Raw genomic sequence first — 15,879 nt, 5'->3', positions numbered from 1 at the left:
CGCCGTTGCGTCTACCGGCGGCGGCGTGATGCAGATCCGTCCTCCATGGCGTGGTTCTCGACAGAAAGAGCGTAGGTCCGGGTGGTTTGCGGGTGTTCTCCTGCGTTCGGCCCGTACTTGCTCGTTGGGTTCTTGCGGCTGCGGGCCTTGACGCGCCGGCGCCGCGCGGTGGGCAGCAGGTTGTCCAGGACCATCCGATCGATCGGTCCGAGCGAGGGGTCGGGTCCGGCGGCGTGCATGCCGGTGGCGGTGGTGACCTGATCGGCGGCGGCCCGCAGCAGAACGGTGAAGCTGATCCGCTCCGTGGCCGGACCCGGCCGGGGGTGGTGACCGCGTCGGCCGCGGTGCGGATGAGCGCCTGGTAGGTCGGCAGACGCGCGTAGACCTTTTGACCCAGGCCCGGGACGCTTCTCCGGGGCGGACGATCACCCCGGCCGGCGACCACGGCCCCGCACCCATCTGCGCGAGTTCTCACCAGCTCCAGCGAAGCACCGAGGAGAACAGGCCGGGTCCCTTCAACCACCAGAGTCCTGGCGGCCGTTGTCGGGGCCGTCGTCGGCGGTCGGTTACGGTATCGCCGCGAATGCCTCCCGATGGTCGCGTGCCCACTGCTCGAACGTGCCCGCCGGTCGGCCGAGGATTCGCGGCACGTGGTCGGTGACGTAGGCCGCACCGCCCGCGCGTGCCCAGCCGATGCCGGTGGCCATCTCGGCCGGCAACCGGTCGAGCGCGTTCGTGTCGGCGGTCCTGACCGGCCGTTCCAGCACGCCCGCCAGGATCGCCGCCTGGTCCGCGGACGTCAGCAGCTGCGGGCCGGTCAGGTCGTACCGCTGCCCGTCGTGGGCATCGCCGGTCATGGCGGCGACGGCGACCGCGGCCACGTCCCTCGGGTCGACGACGGCCTGCCGAGAGTCGCCGGTCAGGTTCGGGATCGGTTCTCCGGCCTGGATCAGGGCCCGGTGCCACAGGAGGTTCGAGGCGAAGCTCGGCGGGCGCAGCACCGTCCACGCGAGCCCGCTGGCCTCGATCGCCTCCTCCGCGGCGAGGTGCCACGCGCCGACGGTCGCCCCGTCGAACCGCTCGCCGCTGCCGATGGCGGACAGCTTGACGATCTTGCGGACGCCTGCCGCCCGCGCGGCCGCGACCAGGGCGATGTCGTGGTCCGCGGTTGGTACGGGAGGCACGGTGACGAGGAAGACCGTGTCGACGTCGGCCACCGCGCGCGCCAGCGACGCCGGGTCGGCGAAGTCGGCCCGCACCCCGCCGGGCCGCTCGCGGCGGGACATCGCCCGCAACGGCAGGCCCCGCTCGGCGAGCAGACGCACGACGTGACTACCGATGGTGCCGGTGGCACCGGTAACAAGGATCATGTCCCGACGATGACAGCGCTCCCACAGCTCCTGATAGGAAGTTTCGGCACTATCGTGGGCCGCGTGAGTTCTCTCGTCGTGCCGCCCGCCCTTCTGCGGTGGGTGGCCGGGATCGACGTCGCCACGGCGGCCGGTTCGGCGGCGGTCGACGTGCCCGACCACGCCACCACACTCATCGTGCGCACGGACAGGCGCGAACTGATCGTCATGGGCCCCCGCACCCGGGCCGCTTACCACGTCGCCGCGCCCGGCCAGTCGTGCGTGCGGATCCGTATGCGACCGGGTCGCGCCCAAACCCTGCTCGGACGTTCGCTGAACGGGCTCGCCGACGGTGTCCTGCCGCTTCGCGAACTACCGGGCCTGGACATCGACCGGCTCGCCGCCGACCCGGTCGCCGCACTCGAAGAAGCAGTGGCCGACCGCCCGGAACCGTCGGAGCGGCTCGAAGAGGCGGCGCGTCTACTGGCCGACACCACCGTCTCCACGACCGCGGCCCGGCTGCACATCAGTGAGCGCCGCCTGCACACCCTGTTCACCGACGCCACCGGCTTGGCCCCCAAGCACTTCGCCCGCCTCGACCGCGTCCGCACCGTGCTCGCGGCCGACGCGGGCCGATGGGCGGACATCGCCGCGACGGCCGGCTACTACGACCAGTCCCACATGACGGCCGAGTTCCGCCACTTCATGGGTGTCCCACCGGCCGCGTTCACCGCCGGTCGGCGCCCCGCCGCGACTTCGTGCACTGCCTGAGTTCCAGGGCACGGCACGAAGAAGCAGGTCTCCCGGTGATCAGAGAGCGTCGCAAACCCGTTCACCAGGCCCTATGCCTCTTCATCTCCGGAGGTGCCTATCGCGGCTGTCTGCGCGACCTCCTGGTGTTCTGTCCCGTGAGACAAACTCATCAGTTCCGTCAACGAGGCGATCACCCGGATACCTGCGTCCACGGCACCGGGCCCTCGGGAAGCCGAGCGGTCCAGCCAGATGGCCTGCAACCCTGCGTCCCGTGCCCCGACCGCGTCCTTTTCGTAGTCATCACCCACGTAGGCCACCTCGGCGGGCGCCAACCCCAGGGCCTCGCAGCCTGCCAGGAAGATGCTCGCCGCCGGCTTGGCGGCACCGTGCTCCTGGGAGCAGACCAACGGCTCCGTGAAGTAGCCGAGCAGCCCGATCGCATCCAGCTTCGTGCGCTGGTGCGCGGTCACCGAGTTCGACACGACGCCGAGTCGGAATCGACCCGCCAACGAGTTCAGCGCCGGCTGAGCATCGTCGAACGCGCGCCGGACCGCGTTCCTCCGCAACGCGTAGCTCGCGAACCAGGCCGTAGCCGTCTCGTCCGTCAACTCACGTGCGCCGCCCACTCCGGCCTGTGCGAGAAATCGCCGTATCCGTACGGCCTTCTGGGCGGCGAACGTCAACTCGCCGCTCAGGAACCGTGGGTACTCCTCCTCCCTGACGTCCCGCCACACGCGCAGGGCTTCCGCCGGCGACGCGAACCGGTCGGAGAGTCCTTCGGCAACCAAGTGCTCGTGAAGACCGACCTCCTCGGCCGCCTCGTAGGCGTACAGGGTTCCATCGACATCGAACAGCACTCCACGGATCGTCATGCCGATCATTCTGGCGGGCAGCACCGATCCGGAACAGTTCCATGATCAAGAGTGGCCCTCGAACGGCCAGGCCCCGCGCGTCGGCATCGCCTCGGCCGGTGGGACGATGTGCCCGTCGTTTCATCTGTTGAGGAAGAGGCCGGTGTGCCGTACGAACTCGCGGACCGGCTCGTCGTAGGCATCGCCTCCAGCGCCCTGTTCGACCTCGCCGAGAGCGACCGGGTCTTCCGTGAGCAGGGCGAGGAGGCCTACCGCGGCTACCAGCGCGAGCACCTCACCGACACCCTGGAACCGGGCGTGGCGTTCCCGTTCGTACGGCGCCTACTGTCCCTGAACGACCTCGCCGAGGCCGACGACCCGCTGGTCGAGGTCATCGTGCTCTCCCGCAACGACCCGGACACCGGCCTGCGGGTGATGCGTTCCATCCAGTCCCACGGCCTGGCCATCAGCCGGGCGGTGTTCATGCAGGGCCGCTCGCCGTACCGCTTCATGCCGGCGCTGAACATGTCGCTGTTCCTGTCGGCGAACCAGGACGACGTGCGCGAGGCCGTCGCACTCGGACTGCCCGCCGGACACGTCCTGGGCCCGGTCGCCGAGGAGGAGCCGGAGGACACGGACCTGCGGATCGCCTTCGACTTCGACGGCGTCCTCGCCGACGACTCCGCCGAGCAGCTCTACCAGGACGGCGGCATCGAGGAGTTCCGTGCCCACGAGGTCGCGAACGCGGACGTCGCCCACGACGTCGGCCCGCTCAAGGAGTTCCTCGCCGCGGTCAACCGGATCCAGCAGCGCGAGGAGGAGGAACGGCGCAAGGACCCCGCCTACCGGCTCCGCGTGCACGTGTCCATCGTCACCGCCCGCAACGCCCCCGCCCACGAGCGCGCGGTGACCAGCCTGAACCGCTGGGGCCTGCGCGTGAACGACGCGTTCTTCCTCGGCGGGATAGACAAGGGCCGGATCATGTCCGTCCTGAAGCCGCACATCTTCTTCGACGACCAGGCCAGCCACCTCGAGAGCACGGCCCGGACCACACCGAGCGTCCACGTCCCCTTCGGCCGGCTCAACCAGCCGCCCGTGCCGCCGGCCACGGCCGCGCCCAACCCCTGAGCCTGCCTCGCCCGGCCACGATTCCTGTCCACCGGCCCCCGGGCCGATGGGGACGACAAGGGTCCGAGCCCGCTGAGCCGGTTGCCACCCGTCCGTGTTCCACATCCCCGAAGAACGAGGTCTGCCCGAGCAGGATGCACCGGCGAGCCGCCGGGGCAGCGTCAGCCCGCCGCGCTCTCGAGCCGTCTAAGGACTGCCCTCAGCGCCCGGACGCGGTCACTGTCCTGGGGGAGCAGGGGAAGACACGCACGCAGACGTCGCACGGTGTCGAGCCGCACGTTCCCCGGCCCGACGGCGTCGACGATCGAACCGATCGCGTGGAAGGCCCAGTACTGGTTGAACGCCAGTTCCTCGGAGACCGCCGTCTCGACGAGCACCGGCAGGAACTCCTCCTCCGGCCGGGCGTACAGACGGGCGTAGGCCGCCAGCCGGGTCCCGCCGTCGGGGGAGCCGAGCGCGGAGGCGGTGTCATAGTCGGCCACCAGAGGAGTGAGTCTGGCCAACTCGGCGAAGACCAGCTCCTGACGGTAGGTCCGCGCCGGCCCCGACGGCTCACCGCGCCGCAGGTCCGTGAACTCGTCGACGAGACGGCCCACCGCCTCCGCCGCCTCGGTACCGCGAATGCCTTCGCCGCCGGCCACCAGGGCGACTCGGGCCTGGCGGCTCGCTTCGTCCCCCGCCTGCCGCGCCTCCGCGGCCTGCTGTTCGACCGCTTCCACACGCTCCTGCAACTGCCGGTACTGGAACTTGGCGCCCCCGGGCAGTTCGATGCTCGGCGGCCCCGGGGTGATCCCCGGGGCCGCCTTCCGCAGGAGTACGCCCACGGCGCCTTCGTGTGAGGCGCCGAACTCGTCCGTCGTCCACGTCTCCCGCTCGCCCATGGCATTCCTCCGAGGCCAGGCCTGTCCGAAGCATCCGTCAGCCGGGCCACGGGACCGACGATCCCGCAGGAGGAGCCCACGTGTCAGCGGAACGATGAAAGACCGGCCTCCGGTGTTCGGCCCGGCAAAGCCGTTGCCCGGTCCGCGTGTGCTGTTCAGCCTCGCGGTGCCGCTCTCCTGCCCGACTCCGTGCCCGGTTTCCCCGATGCTTTGACGTACCTCCCGCCCCTCCCGCACCGCCCCGAGGGCCGGTGGCAGCGCGGCCGGCACGCAACGGCCGTCGCCGAGAGCCCGCTCTCCGTTCCCACCGGACGGCCTTGGCCCGCAGGAAGCGCAGGAACAGGTTGGGCGAGCTCGCGGGGCGGCCACGCCGTCCGGCGCCACGCCGACACGTGCCGCGCCGATCCGGGGCACGCCGACCGGTGCCGCGGCGGCCCGGGGCACGCCGACCGGTGCCGGTCCGTGTCCCGGGTGCGGCGCGGGACAGGAGCGGGGCTACTGCCTCAACCGGTCGGGACCGCGGGCGGGCCACAGTGAGGCAGGACCGGGTCGTCCGGCCCGGCAAGCACCACGGAGGAGGTGAATTTCCGGATGCAGAACGTACTCTCCCTGATCAGCCTGGCGCTCGACGAGGACGACACCGAGCGGGGTCTGTTCGGGCCCCTCGCCCAGTCCTGCACGGTCTCCAGCGGCGTCAGCAACGCCTGTTGACGGTCCCGTGCGCCCGGGCCGGCCCGCTGCGGCCGGCCCGGGCCTGCTCCCCTTCCCATGCTGCCGCCAGCGAGGAGTACGTCATGCGCAGACTGGACGAGTACCAGGCCTTCTCCGTCGCCGATCCCCTCTTCTACGAGCCCCTGGGACGGGCCCCGTTCACCGCCGACCTGCAGCAGGAACTGTCCGGACTCGTCGGCGACGACGGGGAGGTGACCGCCTCCGGGGTCTGGGCCGGCTGCCGGGCGGTGGCCGTGCCCCCGCTGCCCGCGCACGGCTGGAAGATCCACGTCTCGGCGGTGCCCGAGGACGCGTCCGTGGCGCTGCGCGCGGTGGCCGCGGAGTTCCGCCGCACCCCTTTCCACTTCAAGTGCCTCCGTTCCACCCGGCTGGTCCGGCTGGGGTCGACCAGGTGGTGGCCGCCCGGCCAGATCGGCAAGGTCGTCGTCATCTACACCCGCTCCGCCGAGGAGTGCCGCGAACTGCTGGCCCGCCTGGCCGGTCCGCTCGCGGACGTCCGGGGTCCGTACGTGCTGACCGACCGCCGCTACGGCGACTCGGGCTGCCTGTACTACCGGTACGGCGAGTTCACCTCGTCCGGCGCGGTCGGTGCCGACGGCACGACCCTGCCCGTGCTGCACGGGCCCGGCGGGCGGCAGTGGGTCGACGACCGGGCGCCGGTGTACCGGCGGCCGTCGTGGGTGCCCGAGCTGTTCGAGGAGGAACCGCCCGCGGCCGCCGGCCCGCCCGTCCTGCACGGCTACCAGGTCGAGAGCGCGCTGCACTACAGCGGGGCCGGCGGGGTCTACCTCGCCCGGCGCCTCTCGGACGGCCGCCGGGTCGTGCTGAAGGAGGCCCGCCCGCACACCGCCTACGCCGAGGACGGCTCCGACGCCCAGACCCGGCTGCGCCGCGAGTTCGAGGCGCTGAAGCTGCTGCACGGCACCGGCGTGGCGCCCGAGCCGCTGGAGCTGTTCGAGGAGTGGGAACACCTCTTCCTCGCCGAGGAGCACGTGGAAGGGCTGGCCCTGGTGAGCTTCATCGGGCTGAAGAACCCCATCGCCGCCAACGCCCTGACCGCGCAGGCCGCTGCCGACTACGCGAAGGTCGCCGATAGGGTGCTGGACGGCCTGCGCGCCGCCCTCGACGCGTGCCACAAGCGCGATCTCGTCCACGGTGACGTGTCGCTGACCAACGTCCTCGTCGACCCGGAGACCCTGCGGGTCCGGCTGATCGACTTCGAGTCCGTGCGGCCGCTGAACGCCCGTCAGGACCAGTATCCGCGCACGCCCGGGTTCGCACCCGCCGAACCGGACGGCAGCCCCGACGGCCGGACGTTCGACGGGTATGCCCTGGCCGCAGTCGAACTGGCGATGCTGCTGCCCCGCAACACCCTGCTCGCGCTCGACCCGCCCGCCCTGGCCCGGTCCACCCGGCACGTCGCCGGACTGCTGCGCCGACCGGTGGACGGGCTGTTCCGCACCCTCGGACTGCCCCTCGACGAGACCCCCGACGACCACCTCGACCTGCCCGCCGCCGTGACGGACACCCTCGCGTTCATCGAGGCGGTCATGACGCCCGACCGCGACGACCGGCCCTTCCCGGCCGACCCCGCGGTCTTCCGCACCAACCCCTGGTCGGTGGCCCACGGCGCGGCCGGCGTCCTGCGGGCCGTCCACGGCATCACCGGGCGCTTCCCGGAGCCCGTCCGGGACTGGATGACCCGGGCCGAACCCGCCCTCGACCGCCTCCCGCCAGGGCTCTGCTTCGGCCTGGCCGGCGTCGCCTGGACGCTCTGCGACGCCGGCGAACGCGACTGGGGCGCCGCCGTCCTCGACCGCGCCTTGCGGACGGACCCGGCCGGTTCCGGGAGCGCCGGTGCCGCGCCGCCGGCCGACCTCGCCACCGGTGCGGCCGGGCTCGGCCTGGCCTGCCTCGCCATCTGGCGCCACACCCGTGAGGGCCGTCACCTCCACGAGGCCACCCGGATCGGCGACCAACTGGTCGCCACCGCCCAGGACGCCGGCCAGGGCCTCTACTGGGCCGACGGCAGCGGGCGGGCGCCGCAGGTCGGCTACGCCCACGGCTCCTCGGGCGTCGCCGCATTCCTGCTGTACCTGCACTGCGCCACCGGCGACGACGCCTACCTGCGCATCGGCAGGCGGGCCCTGGAGCACGACCTCGCCCAGGGCGTGTTCCAGGACGACGGGATGCTCGCCGTCCCCGGCCGCGTGGGCAGTGCGGTCTACTCCCCGTACTGGCTGCGCGGCTCGGCGGGCGTCGGCACCGCCCTGGTCCGCTACTGCCGGCTGCTGCCCGACGAGGCGCCGCTGCACCGGGCCCTGGACGGCATCCTGCTCCGCGGGGTCGGCGGCATCACCATCACCACGGGCCTGTACCGCGGCATGGCAGGCCCGGCGAACCTCGCCCTCGACTGCGCCCAGCTGCTCGGCCGGCCCGAACTCCGGGAGCCGGCCGAGCGCAGCGCCCGGGCGATCCTCACCCTGGCCGGCCGCCGGCCGGAGGGCCTGGCGTTCCCGGGCGAGAGCCTGCTGCGCTACAGCACCGACTTCGCGACCGGCAGCGCGGGCATCGCGCTCGTCCTCGACCGGCTGCACCGGGGCTCGGCGGACTTCAACTACACCCTGGACGACCTCCTCCCGGAGACGGCAGTATCCGTGCAGGCGTCCGCAGGAGGCCGTCATGCGTGACGACGCGCTGTCCGTCATCGTCTGCGGGGCGAGCGCCGCGCTCGACCTGCCCGGCTACCTGGTCCGCCTGCGGCAGAGCGTGTCGGCGCCGCTGCGGCTGCTGCTCACCCACGGCGCCGAGCGGTTCCTGCGCGCCGAGGCGCTCGCCTGGCACGCCGACGAGAGCTACGGCCCGGGCGACCTCCTCAACCCCACCGAGCTCGCGCTGCGCTCCCGGGGCCTCGCCGTGTTGCCGGCCACGGCGAACATGCTCGCCGGCGCGGCCCTCGGACTGGCGGGCTCGCCCGCGCAGACCGCCCTGCTGGCCCACCCGCGGCCGGTGCTGTTCTTCCCGAGCATGAACGCCGTCATGTGGGACAAGCCCGCCACCCGGCGCCACGTCACCACCCTGCGCGCCGAGGGGCACGTCGTCGTGGACCCGCAGCCCGGCGCGGTGTACGAGCTGTGGAGCGGCCGGGTGGCCGACGGCCGCGGGTTGCTGCCGCCGGACCGGGCGGCGCAGGTGCTCGCCTCCTGGTGGCGGACGCTCCCCGCGCCCGGGGAACCTGCGGCGGAGCGGTCCGGGGAGCGGTCCGATGTCGGTTGACCTCACCAAGGGGGAGCACCGGGGGCCGGCCCGGGCGGGCCCCCGCGTCCGCCGCCGGTGGCGCCGCGCCGGGCCGCTGCGCCACCGGGACTTCAGACGGCTCTGGTTCGGCGCGGGCCTCTCCGGCATCGGCTCGCAGCTCACCATGCTCGCCCTGCCGTTGTGGATCCTCGACCGTAGCGGTTCGCCCACCCTGGCCGGCCTGGTCGGCACCGCCCGGCTCCTCGCGGTGTTCGCGAGCCAGCTGCCGGCGGGCGTCCTCGCGGACCGCCGCCACCGCCGAACCGTCCTGGTCGCCGCGGACGCGGGCCGGGCGGCCGCCGTCGGGGCGCTGGGCCTGCTGGTGCTCGGCGGCGGCGGACCGGTCCTGCTCGCCGGCGCGCTCGCCACGCTGGAGGGCCTGCTGACCGCGGTCGCGATACCGGCGGGCGCGGCGGCCCTGCCACGACTGGTGCCCCGGCGGGAGCTCGACGCGGCCGTCGCTTTCGGCCAGGGCCAGTCCTACCTCGTCCAGTTCGTCGGCCCCCTGCTCGGCGCGGTCCTCTACCGGCTGAACCCCGCCTCGCCGTTCCTGCTCGACGCGCTGTCCTACCTGGTGTCGCTGGGGCTGCTGCTGACGGTGCGCCGCCCGCTGGGCGGCGGCGAGGGGGCGGCCGGGCCGCGGCTGCGGGCCGCCGTCGCCGAGGGCCTGCGGTTCGTGGCCGGCTCCCGCTACCTGCGGGCGCTGCTGGCCTGGTCCGCCCTGGTCAACTTCGCCACCGCCGGCCTCGCCTTCGTCCTCGTCCTCGTCGCCGGCCGCGACCGCCCGCAGTCGCTGGGCCTGGCGCTGGCCGTCACGGCGCTCGCGGGCGTGGCCGGCGCCGTGCTCGCCCCGCGCTTTTCCCGGGTCCCGGACGCCCGGCTGCTGCGCGTCGTCACCGCCCTGATCGCCGCCGTCGCGGGCGGCGCCGCCCTGCACCCGTCGCCCGTCGTGATGACCGGCTGCCTGGCGGTGGTCGCCCTGGTCAGCCCGGCGGTGGTGGTCAGGACCAACGCCCGCGTCCTGGGCGCGGTCCCGGACGCGCTCATGGGCCGGGTGCAGAGCTCGATGTTCGTCGTCGGCGGCTCGCTCTACCCGTTCGCCGCCGCGGCCACCGGCTGGATCGGCGAACACGTCTCGGTCCGCGGCGCGATGGCGGTCCACACCCTCGTGCTCGCCGTCGTCCTGGCCCTGGCCTTCCTGCCGGGCCTCCGCCACCCACCGCCACCGGCCGGAGGCTGAGGCGTGTCCGACAGTTCCCCGGGCGCGCGACGCTCCCCAAGCCTTCGTCCGGGAGGCGCCCCCGTCCTCCGCCTTGCGATGCACGCACCCCGACGCCGCGCGCTCATCGGACTCCCGCGAACAGCGCCACCGCAACCCGACACCGTGCAGCGCGGCCTCGCCCACTGCGGTACCCGGCACCGCTTCGAACTCGATGCCGACGCCGCCACCGCCCGCGAACTGCGGCTCTACCAGGAGGTCGGCCCCGTGCTTTGACGGCTCGGCCAGCGGCTCCACACCGTGGACACCACCTACAGGCCATGCTGGAACAGGTTCCGCCCCGGACGATCAACACCAAACGCCCGTACGGGAGTTAGAGAGAACATGAGCACCAGCGACACGAGTCCAACCCCGTCTCCGGTCGTGGACGTCCACGTCATCCTGCGCACCCCGGACGGCAAGGTCCTGCTGTCCCAGCGCGGCAGCCCCTACGGCTACGGCCAGTGGCACGCCCCCAGCGGCAAACTCGACCCCGGCGAGAAGCCCGCCCACGGCGCCGCCCGCGAACTGGAGGAGGAGACCGGGATCACCGTGGACCCGGCCCACCTCCACCTCGCCTACACCGTCCTGCACCGCCACGACCCGGCGACCCTGCGCCTCGGGCTGTTCTACCTCGCCGCCGAGTGGCAGGGGGAGCCGGTCAACCGCGAGCCCGAGAAGTGCCTGGACCTGCGCTGGTTCAGCGAGGACGGCCTGCCCGACGACCTGATCCCGTACCCCGCCGCCGGCATCCACGGCGCCCTCACCGACCCCGGCGGCCTGGCCCACCACGGCCGGCCGCCAGCGTGACGGCCCCAGCTCACCCGGCCCCACCCTCTGCCCCCTGCTGCCCTCAGGAGCGCCAGGGCGTTCAGAAGGTGAGGCGGATGGGCCCGTAGGTGCCGCAGAACTCGCAGTCACAGCTGGTGAGGGAGTTCGCCTGGCAATGGGCGGTCGGCCAGGACCGGGACGCACAGGGCCCCGGGTCGAGCGGCGTCTCGTCGCCCGGCGTTGTCCGGTCGCACCAGGTGCACCGGACAGCCGCAGGCACACCCGCCTCCCGTAGCCGCCGAGCCGCGACGACGGCCGTGTCGAACGGGACTTCCTCCAGAACCACCACAGGGGCGCTGCCCAGGAGCAGCTTGCTATGCCACAGGCTCAGCCCGGTCACCGCCCTGACGGCCCGCAGGGCATTCGGCCCCCCGTCCCCGGGTCCGGTCACCAGCGCGGTGAACTGCGGATCCTCCATGGGCGCATCTCCTCCGGCAGCAGGACAATCGCCCCAGTATGTCGGCGGACAGACCCCTGGGCCCACCGGTTTTCGGCGGCCGCCGAACCACCGCGCAGTGCCTGAACCAGCGCCCGAGGAAGACCGTCTCCAAGGTCTGTCCCACATCGGCCTCGCCGGTGACGAGGAACTCGCTCCGGCCAACGCCTCCCGACTCGGTGTGCCGACCGGAAGGACCGGCGCCGCGAGGCCGTCGGCCCCTTCGGCGCACGGAAATCCGGCACCGGTTCGCCGAGGACGGGGTGAGGGTCGTCCTGACCGAAGTAGACAGCTCGTTGTGGGACGTCAGGGCTGTCGACGAGCGAGTACTCGACGAACTTCGCCGCCACTATCCGGGTGCAACGGACCTCTGAGCGGCGGGCGCGGATCCGGGGGCGAGGTGCGGACACCGGCTCGGAAGACTCCTGTCCGCGGCTCACCGGGAGCTGATGAATCTCCCTGGCCTGCCGTCATACGCCGACCGTGGCCAGGCCCCGGAGCAGGGGAGCGCCTCCGCACCGGCTGGGTGATCAAGCCCGACCGCGCCCGCCGGGTCGGGTGTGAGCACCCGTACGGTGGCGGGAGAAGCGTGAACGGCTGCGGGAGGGGTTCGGGCATGGCTGATCCGGTGCGTGTCGTCGGGGGTGCGGTGTCGGCGGCGTTGGCGGCGGTGGGGGCGCTGCACGCGGTGTGGGTGGTGACGCCGTGGCCGTTGCGGTCGCCGGAGGAGTTCGCGGACGTCGTGGTGGGGACGGGGGACGGCGTGCCGCCGGCCGGGGCGTGTCTGGCGGTGGCGGGGTTGCTGGGGGCGGCGTCGTGCCTGGTGGGAGCGGAGGCAGGGGTGCTGCCGCGGGTCGGGCCGCCGGCGGTGCGGCGGGCCGGGGTCCTGGCGGTGGCCGGAGTGCTGTTGGCGCGCGGTGTGGCCGGGCCGGTGGTGTTCGGGCGGGTCAGCGAGCGTACGGAGCGGTTCCGGCGGCTGAACCTGCGGTACTACTCGCCGCTGTGCGCGGCCCTGGGCGCCGGGGCGGCCGCGGTGGCGTGGCGGGGTTCGTCCGCCGCGAAACGCTGAGGAGCCTGCCGTGCGTTGAGTGCGCCGTCGCACACGCCGGCCCGGCAGGATTCCCGGGTCCTCGGTTCAGATGAAGGCGATGACGAGCAGGACGGCCGCCAGCAGGAGGACGACGGTCAGGGCCGGTGCGCCGGGGCGCCCGCCGGGTTCGGAGGTGACGGCGATCCACGAGACGAGGGGGACCGCCGGCGAGAGGACGATCGCCAGCCACTTCACGACTCCCATGGGAGCCCCGGCGACCTCGGCTCCGAAGACGGTCGTGAACATCACCGCCAGCCAGGCCGTCGCGGTCAGCATGGCCCAGGCCGCACACGCGGTCCACCGCTGGACCGGGTCGGCCGCGCGGAAGTTGGTGCGGGTCATCGTCAGGATCCGGGTCAGGTTCGCCACCGGAACATCCTGTCGAACAACCCCGCCGGGCACCAGGCTCGGGAGTGCACAGCCGACTGTGGGCCCCGCTCCTTCGCCGCTCCCGTACGGGGTCGGCTCGCCTCGTCCGTTCCCGCGTCGCTCAGGCCCCGATCGCTCCTCCTGCTCCGCGCCTGGTGCGTCCGGAGCCGACGCGCCCAACGGCTGTGCAGGATCGGCGGGAGCAGTGCGTCGACGCCCGCGGGACCGTCAGGTCCGTCGGGTCCGTCGGGCGATCAGAGTGCGGCCTTCGGCTCCCGGGCGCCTCGTCAGGTACGCCCGGCCGCCTGGAGCAGGCGCAGCGGGAGGTAGGGCGACCGGACGTGGACGGCCCAGCCGCGGCTGCGCCGGGCGTCATCCGAGCTCGTCCCGCCGGGGGAGACCCACAAGCGGACCTGGGGCGGCCCGCGCAGCGGCGAGGGCGCAGGCGGGGGCGGAGTGCGAAAGGCGAGTGCGGCCCCATCCAGCAGCCGCGTGGCCCGGCTGCGCCGGGCGCTGTGGCCGCTGCCGCCCCGGAGCCTCCGCCGCGGGTCGGCGGGAGATCCGGGTCAGTGGTGCCGCGTCCCCGCGTTCCGCGCGACGGGTCTGGTCACGGGGGCGCGGGCCTGACAAGCTCTCAGGCGCCAACAGGCCGGAACGATGGGGAGGACGAAGGATGCGCATGCCCGGACTGAGACGGTTCCTGTCCCGCCGACTGGCGGTCGCCGCGCTGCTGCTGGGAGGTCTGACCCTGGCCGGTGCGCCGGTCGCGCAGGCGGCCGCGCAGACGGCCGGTGCGCCGCTCGCGCGGACGGCCGGGTCGGTGCAGGCCGTACGGACCGCGCCGCAGGCCGGCGGGACGACGACGATCTGTGGCTACACCCCGGTGCCGACCGGCTGGGTGATCGTCAGCGAGCAGTGGTCCGGCTGCGGCGGCTACGGGCTCTTCACCATCGCCGACGCCTCGGCCCTGACCTCGGTCCAGGCCTGCTCGAACGGGCCGATACCCGCCGGCTGGGTGATCACGGCGATGCAGAGCGGCGCCGGAACCTGCGGGAGCTACCCGCTGTACTCGCTGCTGAAGGTCACCGACCAGACCGTCCTCCAGGACTGCGGGCAGTCCCCGATCCCGCCGGGCTGGGTGATCACGGCGATCCAGACCGTCTCTCCCGCCTGCGGTACCTACAGCACCTACACCCTCGTGCCGCTGGGCGACCGAACCTCCGTCCAGGCCTGCGGCAACTGGCCGGTTCCGGCCGGCTGGGTGATCACGGCGATGCAGAACGGCGCGGGCTGCGGCAACTACCCGCTGTACTCGCTCTTGAAGGTCACCACCCAGACCACCCTCCAGGATTGCGGACAGTCCGCCGTCCCCAGCGGTTGGGTGATCACCGCGATCCAGACCACCTCCGCCGCCTGCGGCTCCTACGGGACGTACACCATCGTCCAGTTGTCGAACCAGACGAGCATCCAGGCCTGCGCCAACTCCCCGGTTCCGGCGGGCTGGGTGATCACGGCGATGCAGAACGGCGCGGGCTGCGGCAACTACCCGCTGTACTCGCTGCTGAAGGTCACCACCCAGACCACCCTCCAGGACTGCGGGCAGTCCCCGATCCCGCCGGGCTGGGTGATCACCGCGATCCAGACCACCTCCACTGCCTGCGGCACCTACGGGACGTACACCATCGTCAAGGTCACCGACCAGACCAGCATGCAGGTCTGCGGGCCGTCCGTGATCCCGGCCGGCTGGGTCGTCACCAAGCAGGGCTCGGGCGCCCAGTGCGGCGTTTACGTCGTCTACACCATCACCAAGTCGTCCTGATCCCAGAGGCGTTCGATCGAACCGCCCGCGGCCCCGCCCCCGCCCCCGCATCCGGCCCCGGCCACCGGGGCGGGTGCGGGTGCTCACCACCGGGTGCTCACCACCGGATGGTCGCCGGTCACCAGATGCAGCAGCGAGATGTCGCTGTAGCCGAGGATCGGCTTGGGATCGGCCCTGATTGCCTCGACGTCGATCAGGTCGAGGTATCCGAGCGCCGTCTGGCCGCCGTCACTCGCGACGATCGTGCGCACCTCGGGATCACGCAGAAGACCATTGAGGTTGGCTACTGCAGGGCGGCCGGTGGCCAACCAGGCTGGCCGAATGGCAGACCTGCCCCGGCAGAGAAAGAATGGAAGCAAGTTGCCGTCGGTATCGGGCCGTCCGAATCGTGTGGGGAGCGCATCATGGCCGACCCCGCGGACAAAAGTGGTTCCAGGGATGTCGAGGGACCGCAGGACCCTCTCGTCGAGAGACTGCGCCCCGAGCCCTCACAGCCGCCGATTGCCGGAGTGACCCTGAACGGGCTCCTCGGTGACAGCGACGTGGCCGGCCGCAGGCGTCTTTACTTCACGAGGGAACTCGACTACTTTGTCGAGTTCTCTGTCGTGGATGTCCTGTACAGCTCGCAGATCCCTTCGGACAAGGCACCGTTCCTTGGGGCCGAAGCTACTCGGATCACGCTGAAGAAGGGCGCCGATATCGACTACACGCACACCATGAAGGCGCGCTCGCCGGACGAATTCGATCTTGATATTCGACGTGGACGTCCAAGATTCGCCCGCTTCGGAGATACCGGCGGGACGGCGTACTCGTGCTACGAGTGCGACACCGACCTTCGGGGGCAGTGTCACACACAGGGCTTCTACACCTGCACCTGCGCGTCCATGACATGCGACACGTGCTACGAGACCGGATGCAGTTTGCCCACGTGTGAGAGCACCTGCGGGGGGTGCCTCCCTCCAACTGACGAATGCTCCAAGGCCGAAGTAACCTGCGTGGAAACGGCCTGCCCCCCCTGCCATGACTGACGCCCCGTGAGGCCTGGGTTGTTGCGCATCCAAGGAGGACAGTTGCCAGCGTCCACC

At 72.6% G+C, this 15,879-nt stretch carries 15 protein-coding genes; 9 read left to right on the top strand and 6 right to left on the bottom strand.

The window, feature by feature from the left end; translation table 11 throughout:
- Window positions 1-566: 566 nt before the first annotated feature.
- Window positions 567-1,370 (bottom strand): NAD(P)H-binding protein, encoded by an 804-nt coding sequence (locus tag ACFWP2_RS12160; RefSeq protein ID WP_380450280.1) that lies wholly within the window; start codon window positions 1,368-1,370, stop codon window positions 567-569.
- A gap of 63 nt (window positions 1,371-1,433) precedes the next feature.
- Here ACFWP2_RS12160 and ACFWP2_RS12155 point away from each other — a divergent pair, with 63 nt between their 5' ends.
- The gene (locus ACFWP2_RS12155; RefSeq protein WP_380450279.1) at window positions 1,434-2,120 is read left to right on the top strand and encodes a helix-turn-helix domain-containing protein; all 687 of its coding nucleotides are present in this window, start codon (window positions 1,434-1,436) and stop codon (window positions 2,118-2,120) included.
- 71 nt (window positions 2,121-2,191) lie between these two features.
- Here the strand turns inward: ACFWP2_RS12155 and ACFWP2_RS12150 are convergent, their stop codons facing one another.
- Window positions 2,192-2,974, bottom strand: coding sequence for an HAD family hydrolase (locus ACFWP2_RS12150; protein ID WP_380450278.1), 783 nt, complete (start codon window positions 2,972-2,974; stop codon window positions 2,192-2,194).
- Window positions 2,975-3,118: 144 nt separating this feature from the next.
- Between ACFWP2_RS12150 and ACFWP2_RS12145 the strand changes: the two genes are divergently transcribed.
- On the top strand, window positions 3,119-4,081 hold the full coding sequence (locus ACFWP2_RS12145) for a 5'-nucleotidase (RefSeq protein WP_380450277.1): 963 nt from the start codon (window positions 3,119-3,121) through the stop codon (window positions 4,079-4,081).
- A 161-nt stretch (window positions 4,082-4,242) separates the two neighbouring features.
- Here ACFWP2_RS12145 and ACFWP2_RS12140 read toward each other — a convergent pair whose 3' ends face one another.
- The gene (locus ACFWP2_RS12140; protein WP_380450276.1) at window positions 4,243-4,962 is read right to left on the bottom strand and encodes a hypothetical protein; all 720 of its coding nucleotides are present in this window, start codon (window positions 4,960-4,962) and stop codon (window positions 4,243-4,245) included.
- A gap of 794 nt (window positions 4,963-5,756) precedes the next feature.
- Here ACFWP2_RS12140 and lanKC point away from each other — a divergent pair.
- The 4 genes from lanKC to ACFWP2_RS12120 all read left to right on the top strand — a co-directional run bounded on the left by lanKC (window position 5,757) and on the right by ACFWP2_RS12120 (window position 11,059).
- Window positions 5,757-8,384, top strand: a complete 2,628-nt coding sequence (lanKC, locus tag ACFWP2_RS12135; protein ID WP_380450275.1) for a class III lanthionine synthetase LanKC — start codon at window positions 5,757-5,759, stop codon at window positions 8,382-8,384.
- A complete protein-coding gene (locus ACFWP2_RS12130; protein ID WP_380450274.1) occupies window positions 8,377-8,970 on the top strand; it encodes a flavoprotein in 594 nt (197 codons plus the stop codon). Before lanKC ends, ACFWP2_RS12130 begins: the two co-directional genes overlap by 8 nt.
- The gene (locus tag ACFWP2_RS12125) at window positions 8,960-10,231 is read left to right on the top strand and encodes an MFS transporter (protein WP_380450273.1); all 1,272 of its coding nucleotides are present in this window, start codon (window positions 8,960-8,962) and stop codon (window positions 10,229-10,231) included. The genes ACFWP2_RS12130 and ACFWP2_RS12125 overlap by 11 nt, the downstream gene beginning before the upstream one ends.
- A 363-nt stretch (window positions 10,232-10,594) precedes the next feature.
- Entirely contained in the window at window positions 10,595-11,059 is a 465-nt protein-coding gene (locus ACFWP2_RS12120; protein ID WP_380450272.1) for an NUDIX domain-containing protein, read from the top strand.
- A 61-nt stretch (window positions 11,060-11,120) separates the two neighbouring features.
- Here the strand turns inward: ACFWP2_RS12120 and ACFWP2_RS12115 are convergent, their stop codons facing one another.
- Window positions 11,121-11,498, bottom strand: coding sequence for a ribosomal protein L7/L12 (locus ACFWP2_RS12115; protein ID WP_380450271.1), 378 nt, complete (start codon window positions 11,496-11,498; stop codon window positions 11,121-11,123).
- Window positions 11,499-12,132: 634 nt separating this feature from the next.
- Here ACFWP2_RS12115 and ACFWP2_RS12110 point away from each other — a divergent pair.
- The gene (locus ACFWP2_RS12110) at window positions 12,133-12,585 is read left to right on the top strand and encodes a DUF3995 domain-containing protein (RefSeq protein WP_380450270.1); all 453 of its coding nucleotides are present in this window, start codon (window positions 12,133-12,135) and stop codon (window positions 12,583-12,585) included.
- Between the two features lie 66 nt (window positions 12,586-12,651).
- Here the strand turns inward: ACFWP2_RS12110 and ACFWP2_RS12105 are convergent, their stop codons facing one another.
- On the bottom strand, window positions 12,652-12,975 hold the full coding sequence (locus ACFWP2_RS12105; RefSeq protein ID WP_380450269.1) for a hypothetical protein: 324 nt from the start codon (window positions 12,973-12,975) through the stop codon (window positions 12,652-12,654).
- A gap of 679 nt (window positions 12,976-13,654) precedes the next feature.
- Here ACFWP2_RS12105 and ACFWP2_RS12100 point away from each other — a divergent pair.
- Window positions 13,655-14,794: a hypothetical protein gene (locus ACFWP2_RS12100; protein WP_380450268.1), complete on the top strand. Its 1,140-nt coding sequence runs from the start codon at window positions 13,655-13,657 to the stop codon at window positions 14,792-14,794.
- Between the two features lie 83 nt (window positions 14,795-14,877).
- Here ACFWP2_RS12100 and ACFWP2_RS12095 read toward each other — a convergent pair whose 3' ends face one another.
- On the bottom strand, window positions 14,878-15,102 hold the full coding sequence (locus tag ACFWP2_RS12095; protein WP_380450267.1) for an LD-carboxypeptidase: 225 nt from the start codon (window positions 15,100-15,102) through the stop codon (window positions 14,878-14,880).
- A 96-nt stretch (window positions 15,103-15,198) separates the two neighbouring features.
- On the opposite strand from ACFWP2_RS12095, the gene ACFWP2_RS12090 reads away from it, so the two are divergent.
- The gene (locus tag ACFWP2_RS12090; RefSeq protein ID WP_380450266.1) at window positions 15,199-15,822 is read left to right on the top strand and encodes a hypothetical protein; all 624 of its coding nucleotides are present in this window, start codon (window positions 15,199-15,201) and stop codon (window positions 15,820-15,822) included.
- The last annotated feature ends 57 nt before the right edge of the window (window positions 15,823-15,879 follow it).

The sequence above is a fragment of the Kitasatospora sp. NPDC058444 genome (assembly GCF_042721415.1).
Classification (GTDB): Bacteria; Actinomycetota; Actinomycetes; order Streptomycetales; family Streptomycetaceae; genus Kitasatospora.
This window is presented reverse-complemented; position numbering and strand designations above follow the sequence as displayed.

What these genes read in the sequence shown, in the direction of transcription:
- ACFWP2_RS12160 (WP_380450280.1), bottom strand. Translation starts at nt 1,370, where the DNA reads ATGATCCTTGTTACCGGTGCCACCGGCACCATCGGTAGTCACGTCGTG.
- ACFWP2_RS12150 (WP_380450278.1), bottom strand. Translation starts at nt 2,974, where the DNA reads ATGACGATCCGTGGAGTGCTGTTCGATGTCGATGGAACCCTGTACGCC.
- ACFWP2_RS12140 (WP_380450276.1), bottom strand. Translation starts at nt 4,962, where the DNA reads ATGGGCGAGCGGGAGACGTGGACGACGGACGAGTTCGGCGCCTCACAC.
- lanKC (WP_380450275.1), top strand. Translation starts at nt 5,757, where the DNA reads ATGCGCAGACTGGACGAGTACCAGGCCTTCTCCGTCGCCGATCCCCTC.
- ACFWP2_RS12130 (WP_380450274.1), top strand. Translation starts at nt 8,377, where the DNA reads ATGCGTGACGACGCGCTGTCCGTCATCGTCTGCGGGGCGAGCGCCGCG.
- ACFWP2_RS12125 (WP_380450273.1), top strand. Translation starts at nt 8,960, where the DNA reads ATGTCGGTTGACCTCACCAAGGGGGAGCACCGGGGGCCGGCCCGGGCG.
- ACFWP2_RS12120 (WP_380450272.1), top strand. Translation starts at nt 10,595, where the DNA reads ATGAGCACCAGCGACACGAGTCCAACCCCGTCTCCGGTCGTGGACGTC.
- ACFWP2_RS12115 (WP_380450271.1), bottom strand. Translation starts at nt 11,498, where the DNA reads ATGGAGGATCCGCAGTTCACCGCGCTGGTGACCGGACCCGGGGACGGG.
- ACFWP2_RS12110 (WP_380450270.1), top strand. Translation starts at nt 12,133, where the DNA reads ATGGCTGATCCGGTGCGTGTCGTCGGGGGTGCGGTGTCGGCGGCGTTG.
- ACFWP2_RS12100 (WP_380450268.1), top strand. Translation starts at nt 13,655, where the DNA reads ATGCCCGGACTGAGACGGTTCCTGTCCCGCCGACTGGCGGTCGCCGCG.
- ACFWP2_RS12090 (WP_380450266.1), top strand. Translation starts at nt 15,199, where the DNA reads ATGGCCGACCCCGCGGACAAAAGTGGTTCCAGGGATGTCGAGGGACCG.